At 37.4% G+C, this 9,253-nt stretch carries 6 protein-coding genes; 1 reads left to right on the top strand and 5 read right to left on the bottom strand.

The genetic code is table 11. The features are described from left to right. Positions 1-1,503: 1,503 nt before the first annotated feature. The 3 genes from cysS to folE form a co-directional block, all read right to left on the bottom strand. A complete protein-coding gene (gene cysS / locus REB14_RS15425) occupies positions 1,504-2,970 on the bottom strand; it encodes a cysteine--tRNA ligase (RefSeq protein WP_079240299.1) in 1,467 nt (488 codons plus the stop codon). Positions 2,971-3,095: 125 nt separating this feature from the next. Beyond that, positions 3,096-3,527 (bottom strand): DinB family protein, encoded by a 432-nt coding sequence (locus REB14_RS15420; protein ID WP_079240298.1) that lies wholly within the window; start codon positions 3,525-3,527, stop codon positions 3,096-3,098. A 6-nt stretch (positions 3,528-3,533) separates the two neighbouring features. Continuing rightward, positions 3,534-4,199: a GTP cyclohydrolase I FolE gene (folE, locus tag REB14_RS15415; protein WP_034694807.1), complete on the bottom strand. Its 666-nt coding sequence runs from the start codon at positions 4,197-4,199 to the stop codon at positions 3,534-3,536. Between the two features lie 101 nt (positions 4,200-4,300). Between folE and REB14_RS15410 the strand changes: the two genes are divergently transcribed. Beyond that, a complete protein-coding gene (locus tag REB14_RS15410) occupies positions 4,301-5,452 on the top strand; it encodes a hypothetical protein (RefSeq protein ID WP_309522578.1) in 1,152 nt (383 codons plus the stop codon). 173 nt (positions 5,453-5,625) lie between these two features. Here REB14_RS15410 and metF read toward each other — a convergent pair whose 3' ends face one another. Then, positions 5,626-6,585, bottom strand: a complete 960-nt coding sequence (gene metF, locus REB14_RS15405; protein WP_034694800.1) for a methylenetetrahydrofolate reductase [NAD(P)H] — start codon at positions 6,583-6,585, stop codon at positions 5,626-5,628. Positions 6,586-6,592: 7 nt separating this feature from the next. Next, positions 6,593-9,253 carry a methionine synthase gene (gene metH / locus REB14_RS15400; protein WP_309522577.1) on the bottom strand — a complete coding sequence of 887 codons (2,661 nt, stop codon included), beginning with the start codon at positions 9,251-9,253 and terminating at the stop codon, positions 6,593-6,595.

Raw genomic sequence — 9,253 nt, 5'->3', positions numbered from 1 at the left:
GTATGTTTGTCTGACTCACTCAAAGTTTTTAACGCTTTAGTTTTTCCTTACTTGGTTGTTATATTGTATGTCAATGATCTTTATATCTTTCGCTTTTTAACGCAGCAATCTTTCTGTCAGTGTTGCTCCGTATTTGCGAGTGCAAAAGTAAAACTTTATTTTTAATTGACCAAATGTTTTTGAAGAAAATTTTAAAGTTTTTTAAGTAACCTTAATTCTTCCAAAACCCTCAATCCATCTACTCCTGCGCTCCCTCTAATTGGGACTGCAAAGATAATAACTATTTTTTAACTGACAACTTTTTTTGTAAAAAAAATTAAAGTTTTTTTTCGTCCTTATCTTATGAAGTAGTTTATGTTTCTGCCTTTATAAAGGCGCTTCTGCGCTACTGAATGTATTTCGTTTTTCAGTGGGGCAAAGATAGAAACTTATACCATACCCCGCAACTTTATTTAACTTAAATTTCATATTGAAACGATATCTTATCCTAATCAGCTGGAAGGCAGGGTGAAAAATTTTAAACATTTGTTTGGAGGATCAGGTGAGGGTGTCAGAGGGTTGGAGAGTTGGAGCGTTGGAGAGGGTGAGAGGCGTGTTTCGGGGAGCGGGATGCGGGGTTTTGGGGTCGAAGGATCAAAATGAGGTATATAGAATTATATAGAATGGCTTTTTTAAATTAATAGCCTATATATATGTTTTGGCTAAAAATTATTTTTTACTAAACGGGCTAAAGCCCGCTCCTATTGAATAGTTATAATGAACCACAGATGGCACAGATTGACACAGATAAAATGTTTGCTTTTATATTATATATAGAATGGGAAGGATGGGAAATGCTAAAGAGTATATAATATAGAGTAATAAGATTTAACTCCTATCCCCGTAATTAATTAAAATGTTCGACTCTGCTCAGCATGATATTGCTAATACTATCTGATAAAAAAACCTTAGATATTATATTGTCATTTTGCGTCCCTTTTAGTGCTCTTGTAAAGAAGTTGGGATTCCTTCGGAACGACACGATGGGAATAGAGATGGATACTCAATAACCTGTTTCCATAGAAACCAGCAAGATTAAAATTCATCACCAATGTTCCTTTTATACCTTGAAACCCGAAACCTGCAACACAATAACCCGAACCTCATCATTTATCATTCATAATTTATAGTTTATAATTCCCCCTCTCCCCTAGCCCTGATAGTAATGGTTACCCCGCAGCTTGGTTGGAGTGTGGGTGGGTTTGGGTGTGGGAGTGCGCGGGCGCGAGGAGTAGAAATGGATAGCAGGATGAAGCTCCTAATTGGATTGGAGAGTTTGAGAGTTGGAGAAGATTGAGAAGGTTGAGAGATTTTAAAATGTGTAGGTAAAAGAGGGAAACATCAAATTCTACTTATACTATAATAATGTAAATATAAATAAGATGATCTCCAAAAAAAACATTCCGTAAGAATCCTGTATTTAAGGGACTCCTACGGAATGGGGATAAAACGAAGTTATATTTTCTAGTTCAGAACGTATGATGTTCCGTCTCTTCCGTCTTTTAATTCGATTCCTTCAGCAAGCAGTTTGTCTCTGATCTGGTCTGAAAGCTCGAAGTTCTTTGATTTTCGTGCCTGATTTCTCAGTTCGATCAATACCTTTAGGGTCTGATCCAGCTTTTCATTGTTATTCTCTTCCACGGTCTGCAGTCCAAGAACATCAAAGATAAAGGCATTGAGTGTAGTTTTCAAATCTTCAAGATCCTCTGTTGAGATTGTTTCTTTACCATCGTTCAAAGCGAAGATATACTTCACGGCTTCAAACAGGTGAGCGATCAGGATTGGTGAATTGAAATCGTCTGTTAAAGCTTCATAGGCTTTATCTTTCCACTCTTTCAGGCTGAAACCGGATTGTTTTGTATCATCTGGAGTAATAGAATTCAATACTTTCACTGCTTCCATTAATCTGATAAATCCTTTTTCGCTGGCTATCATGGCATCGTTTGAAATATCCAGAACGCTTCTGTAGTGCGCCTGCAGGAAGCAGAAACGTACAATTGAAGGATGGAAAGGTTTTTCAAAGAAGTCATTATCTCCTGTAACCAACTGCATCGGGAGGATATAGTTCCCTGTAGATTTGCTCATACGCTGAGAATTCATCGTCAGCATATTGGCATGCATCCAGTAATTTACCGGAGCTGCATCGTTGCAAGCTTTCCCTTGTGCAATTTCACATTCGTGGTGAGGGAATTTAAGATCCATTCCTCCTCCATGGATATCGAATGTTTCGCCAAGATATTTTGTACTCATCGCAGTACATTCAAGATGCCATCCCGGGAAACCTTCTCCCCAAGGGGAATTCCATCTCATGATGTGAGCTGGGGATGCTTTTTTCCACAATGCAAAATCCTGTGGGTTTTTCTTTTCTCCCTGTCCGTCAAGGTCTCTGGTATTGGCGAATAGCTCTTCTATATTACGTTTTGAAAGTTCACCATAGTTCAGTCCTCTTTTGTTGTATTCTAAAACATCAAAGTATACTGAACCGTTGCTTTCGTAAGCAAAGCCTCTTTCAATCAGCTTTTGAGTTAATTCAATCTGCTCTACAATGTGTCCTGTAGCGGTAGGTTCGATGTTTGGAGGAAGTAGGTTGAACATATCCAATACTTTGTGGAAATCTACGGTGTATTTCTGTACAATTTCCATAGGCTCCAGCTTTTCAAGCCTGGTCTGTTTTACGAATCTGTCGTTATCAACATTTCCATCATCGGTAAGGTGACCTGCATCAGTAATATTTCTTACATATCTTACTTTGTATCCCAAATGCATCAGGGTACGATAGATAAAATCGAAAGAAAGGAAAGTTCTTACATTTCCTAAATGTACATTGCTGTACACGGTAGGTCCGCAGACGTACATTCCGACGTTTCCTTCTAAGATAGGTTTGAATATTTCTTTTTCTGCTGTAAGCGAGTTATATATTTTTAATTGCATTTATTTTTAAGTTAAAAGATTTAATGATTTTAAAGATTCAAAATTGAGTTAAAAATTACATCTGTCACAACAAATAATTGTCGTGATAAAAATCTTATCTGAAACTTTTTTAAATTTTATCATAATTAAATCGCTTTTAAATGATGCTGTAAGTGATCTACATAATCATCGATAATAAACTCCAATGTATACACCCGAGGTTCTGTTTTGGTTGTATCACAGGTTCTCTGTAATGCTTCATCTGGGATATTTTCTACGATGTGAACAATCTGATAGTTCAAAGATTTCCACAGATCAATAAGATCTGAAGTGGGAACATTCTGATAGTTCTGAGCTTTTACCCAAAAATTCTGGTCGTATACAATATTTTCGTTCTCTTTATATTGTGTCACAACAAATCTACGGATATTTGTAAAAGCACTGTCACAAAGATGGCCAATAATTTCTTTTTTGGACCATTTTTCTGAAGAACCTTTACGTGACCATTCTTCTTCAGTGATATTTTTAAATCTCTGAAGCTCGGCATCGATAATATTTCGAAGAATCTGGTAGTTCATTGTTTATTAATCCAGTTTTGCATGGCTTCCTACGTAATGTAAGAATTCCTGTCTTGTAATAGGGTTTGTTCTGAAAATACCACTTAGTTCTGCAGTAATGGTAGAACTTGCCGTATCTTTTATTCCTCTGCAGTTAACACAAAGGTGCTTTGCATCAATGATACACGCCACATCTTTCGTTCCCAAAGCTTCTTTCAAAGCATCTACAATCTGCATGGTAAGTCTTTCCTGAACCTGTGGCCTTTTCGCATAGTAATCAACAATTCTGTTAATTTTTGAAAGGCCAATTACTTCCCCGTTGGAAATATAAGCAACATGTGCTCTTCCTATAATGGGTAAAAAGTGGTGTTCGCAAAAAGAATATACAGTGATATCCTTCTCTACCAACATCTGACGGTATTTGTATTTGTTGGAGAACGTGGAGATTCCTGGTTTGTTTTCAGGAAGAAGTCCTCCAAAGATCTCGTTCACATACATTTTGGCAACACGTCTTGGAGAGTCTTTCAGAGAATCATCTGTCATGTCCATTCCCAGCGTTTCCATAATCTCGCCAAAAAGCTCAGTAATTTTTTCAATTTTTTCCTGTGGCGATTTATCAAAAGCATCTTCCCTTATAGGCGTATGTTCTTTTCCAGTGAAAATATCATCGTCGTTATCAGTAAAATCAACCATTTTTATTTAATTTGCAGCAAAAATACGGATAATATCTTTTTGTCTATTTCAAATAAGATGAAAAACATTATCTTTTATAGCCATTTCTGATAAAAAAACATATGATTATTGTCGAAGAAGTACAAAACCAACTCCATAAAAGGGAATTTCTGGAATTCCCGGCCCGCCTTTATAAACACGACAAAAATTATATCCGTCCTTTAGATAAACATATTGAGGAGATTTTTGATCCTGCCAAGAATAAATTCTTTAAAAACGGAGAATGTAAAAGATTTCTGTTTAAAAAGAATGGCAACACCGTTGGAAAAGTAGCTGTTTTTGTAAACAGCTGTTATGAGCAAAAGCAGCCTACGGGAGGAATGGGGTTTTTCGACTGTATCAATGACCAGGAAACAGCCAATTTTATTTTTGATCATTGTAAAAACTGGCTTCAGGAAAAAGGAATTGAGGCGATGGATGGACCTATCAATTTTGGAGAACGGGATAAATTCTGGGGTCTTTTGACTGAAGGTTTTGCTGAGCCTTTGTTTGGAATGAATTACAACTTCTCTTATTACAAAGATCTTTTTGAAAATTATGGTTTTCAGATTTATTTTGAGCAGCTTTGTTTTACCAGACCTGTTTTTGCGGAAGTTTCGAGGATCTTTACGATTGCACATGAAAAGAACAGAAGAAATCCTGTAATCTCAGCTCAACCTATGAAAAAGAATAATCTGCCCAAGTTTGCCAGGGACTTTACAGAAGTTTACAATAAAGCATGGGCTTCGCATGGAGAAGGAAAACATCTGGAAGAAGCAAAAGTTCTGAAGATGTTCAACACCATGAAACCTATTATCAATGAGCATATTTCGTGGTTTGTATATGAAAATGAGACACCGATTGCGATGTGGATCAATATGCCAGACCTCAACCAGTGGTTTAAATATCTAAATGGGAAATTCGGAATTTATGAAAAGCTTAAATTTTTGTTTTTAAAGCGTTTTAAAAAGAATGAAAAAATGGTGGGCCTTGTTTTCGGTGTTGTCCCTGAATGGCAGAAGAAAGGTATTGACGGGTATATGATCTGGGAAGGGACTCAACATTTGAGAAAGCATACCGATTTTACAATTACAGAACTGCAGTGGATTGGTGATTTTAATCCTAAAATGATTAAGATTGCAGAAGCTCTTGAAACTACAGTTACCCGAAAGTTGGCTACTTATAGATATTTATTTGACAGGAGTAAGGAGTTTGAGAGACATACTGGTCTTTAGAATAAGGATGATGGGAGCTGGAAGAGGGAAGTTAGCATCAACTTTGTTGATTTTTTCTAATCGGGTGTGTAGCCTACGGCTTACTCATTTTATTTTTAAGTGAAATTCTGTATCAGATTAAAAAATAAAAACCCTGCTTTTTACAGCAGGGTTCCTTCATTTTGGTACTTTTATTAGAATAGCTCACCGGCTACTTTTTTAATATTATCACTCTTACCCATTGAGTAGAAGTGCAGAACAGGAACTCCAAAATCCAGCAATTCTTTGCATTGAGCAATGGACCATTCTATTCCGATCTGTTTTACGGCTTCATTATTCTTTGCATTTTCTACCTCATTGATCAGTTCTTCCGGAAGATCTATTTTGAATACCTGTGGCAGGATTTTCAAGTGTTTCTTTGTTGCAATCGGTTTAATTCCCGGAATAATTGGAACCGTGATTCCCATTTCTCTTGCTTTCTGAACGAATTCAATATACTTTTTATTGTCAAAAAACATTTGGGTAACGATATAATCTGCTCCGGCATCTACCTTTTGCTTCAGCCACTTCAGGTCATAATTCATGGAAGGGGCTTCCATATGTTTTTCCGGATATCCGGCAACACCGATGCAGAATTTGTTCAATTCATCACATACCTGTTCTTCGTTATGAAGATATTTTCCTCTTCCCAGATTATTAATCTGATTCACCAAATCCATTGCACTGGCATGTCCTCCCTGAGTAGGTTCAAAATACTGATGTCCTTTCATAGCATCTCCTCTTAAGGCCATTACATTATCAATACCAAGGTACATACAGTCTACCAACAGATATTCTGTTTCTTCCTTGGTAAAACCTCCACAAAGAAGGTGTGGTACTGTATCTACATTGTATTTATGCTGGATTGCAGCACAAATTCCCAGTGTTCCCGGGCGCATTCTTGTGATACGACGCTCCATTAGACCATTTCCTTTGTCCAGATAAATGTATTCTTCTCTGGATGTGGTCACATCAATGAAAGGAGGTTTGAACTCCATCAACGGATCTATATTGGTATAAAGATCTTCAATCCCAATTCCTTTCTGTGGCGGAACAACTTCTAAGGAGAATAAAGTTTTTCCATTTGCATTTTTAATGTGTTCTGTTATCTTCATGTCAATGTTAATCTGCTAAATTTGGTGACAACCATTTTCTCGCTTCCTGGATGCTACAACTTCTTCTTGCTGCATAATCTTCAAGTTGGTCTTCTGTAATTTTTCCTAATCCGAAATATTTGGCATGCGGGCTTCCGAAATAATATCCGGAAACAGATGCTGTAGGGAACATAGCAAGGCTTTCTGTAAGGAAAACGCCTGTATTTTCTTCTACTTTTAAAAGCTCCCAGATGGTTTTCTTTTCCAAATGATCAGGGCAAGCCGGATAACCTGGTGCCGGACGGATTCCTTTATATTTTTCGGCAATCAATTCTTCGTTGCTTAAAGTTTCCTGATTAGCATATCCCCAGTATTCTGTTCGTACTTTTTTATGTAAAAATTCTGCATAGGCTTCTGCAAAACGATCTGCCAGAGCTTTCACCATGATGGAATTGTAATCATCATTGGCTTTTTCATATTCTGCAGACAGTTCATCAGTTCCAAATCCGGTGGTTACACAGAATGCTCCCACATAATCGGTTTTTCCTGAACTTTGAGGAGCGATGAAATCACTTAGCGCCAGATAGTCTTTTCCTTTTGATCTCTGAGCCTGCTGTCTTAGGGTTAAAAACTTCGCCTGCTCATTATTATTTTCATCAAAAATCAAAATATCATCAGATTCATTGGAATTGGCTTTAAAAATTCCGAAAATGGCTTTTGCTGTTAAAAGCTTTTCATCCAGAATTCTCTTTAGAATCACCTGGGCATCTTTGAATAATTCTTTCGCCTGAACGCCTACCACCTCATCTTCCAGGATATTCGGATATTTTCCGTGAAGATCCCAGCTTCTGAAAAACGGAGACCAGTCGATAAAAGGAAGAAGTTCTCTCAGGTCCTGATTTTCGATCACTTTTATTCCTATGGTATTCGGAGTGAAAATTTCTTCGTTTTCCCAATCAATTTTAAAATGATTTTCTCTTGCTTCTTCAATGGAAACATAATCTTTATCTACCTGTCTGTTAAGGAACTTTTCTCTGAAATCAGAGTAGTCATTCTTTAAATCCGAAACATATTCTTTATTTCTGTCGCCCAATAATGAGCTTACTACGTTGACAGCTCTTGAAGCATCATTCACGTGAACGACTGCATTTTTATATTTCAAATCGATTTTCACTGCGGTATGTGCTTTTGAAGTGGTAGCACCACCGATTAATAATGGAAAATCTAAGTTTTGTCTTTCCAATTCTGAAGCGATGTACACCATTTCATCCAAACTTGGGGTAATCAGTCCGCTCAGTCCGATAACGTCTACTTTTTCTTCAATAGCAGTCTGGATAATCTTTTCAGCAGGAACCATTACTCCAAGGTCGACAATTTCATAATTGTTACAGCCCAAAACAACACTTACAATATTTTTACCAATATCATGAACATCACCTTTTACTGTTGCCATTAAGATTTTTCCATTAGCAGGTCTTGATCCGTCTTTTTCTGCTTCAATGAAAGGTTGTAGATAAGCTACCGCTTTTTTCATTACCCTTGCGGACTTCACTACCTGAGGAAGGAACATCTTTCCGCTTCCGAATAAATCTCCTACGACTCCCATTCCGGTCATCAGATTTATTTCGATGACATGAAGTGGTCTTGCAGCCAGTTGTCTTGCTTCTTCTACATCTTCTTCAATGAAACGATCAATTCCTTTTACCAGAGCATAAGTAATTCTTTCCTGCAAAGGATTGTTTCTCCATTCTAAGTCTTCAGTTTTTTCTTTCTTAACTGATTTATGCTTTTCGGAATAATCAAGAAGTCTTTCTGTAGCATCTTCTCGTTTATCCAAAATTACATCTTCTACAAGCTCCAGAAGTTCTTTATTGATTTCATCGTAAACCTCAAGCATTGCCGGATTCACGATACCAATGTTCATTCCTGCCTGAATCGCATGGTAAAGGAATACGGAGTGCATGGCTTCTCTCACTGTATCATTTCCACGGAAAGAGAAAGAAACATTGCTCACTCCTCCACTCACGGATGCATAGGGAAGATTTTGTCTTACCCAGCGCGTAGCTTCAATAAAGTCGATGGCATTTCTTCTGTGCTCATCCATTCCAGTTGCTACCGGAAAAATATTTAAGTCGAAAATGATATCTTCTGCGGGGAAACCAATCTGGTTCACAAGAATATCGTAGGAACGTTTTGAAATTTCAATTCTCCTTTCAAAACTATCAGCCTGCCCTAACTCATCAAACGCCATAACAATGACTGCCGCTCCATATCTTTTAATGGCTTTGGCATGTTTGATAAATTCTTCCTCACCTTCTTTTAAGCTGATAGAATTCACTACACATTTTCCCTGAGCTACCTGAAGACCTGCTTCAAGGATTTCCCATTTGGAAGAGTCTACCATGATTGGGATTCTTGCGATATCCGGTTCAGAGGCAATTAAGTTCAGGAATTTAATCATCGATGCTTTTCCATCGATCAATCCATCATCAAAGTTAACGTCCAGAATCTGGGCACCTCCTTCTACCTGATGGCGGGCAATATCTAAGGCTTCAGAGAATTTCTCTTCTTTAATCAGTCTTAGAAATTTTTTGGAACCGGCAACGTTTGTCCTTTCACCAACGTTGATGAAATTACTCTCCGGCGTTATGATAAGAGGCTCGAGGCCTGATAATCTTAAATACTTCAT

Source organism: Chryseobacterium metallicongregator (genome assembly GCF_031324065.1).
Classification (GTDB): Bacteria; Bacteroidota; Bacteroidia; order Flavobacteriales; family Weeksellaceae; genus Chryseobacterium; species Chryseobacterium metallicongregator.
This window is presented reverse-complemented; position numbering and strand designations above follow the sequence as displayed.

What these genes read in the sequence shown, in the direction of transcription:
- REB14_RS15420 (WP_079240298.1), bottom strand. Translation starts at nt 3,527, where the DNA reads ATGAACTACCAGATTCTTCGAAATATTATCGATGCCGAGCTTCAGAGA.
- metH (WP_309522577.1), bottom strand. Translation starts at nt 9,253, where the DNA reads ATGAAGTATTTAAGATTATCAGGCCTCGAGCCTCTTATCATAACGCCG.
- REB14_RS15410 (WP_309522578.1), top strand. Translation starts at nt 4,301, where the DNA reads ATGATTATTGTCGAAGAAGTACAAAACCAACTCCATAAAAGGGAATTT.
- metF (WP_034694800.1), bottom strand. Translation starts at nt 6,585, where the DNA reads ATGAAGATAACAGAACACATTAAAAATGCAAATGGAAAAACTTTATTC.
- folE (WP_034694807.1), bottom strand. Translation starts at nt 4,199, where the DNA reads ATGGTTGATTTTACTGATAACGACGATGATATTTTCACTGGAAAAGAA.
- cysS (WP_079240299.1), bottom strand. Translation starts at nt 2,970, where the DNA reads ATGCAATTAAAAATATATAACTCGCTTACAGCAGAAAAAGAAATATTC.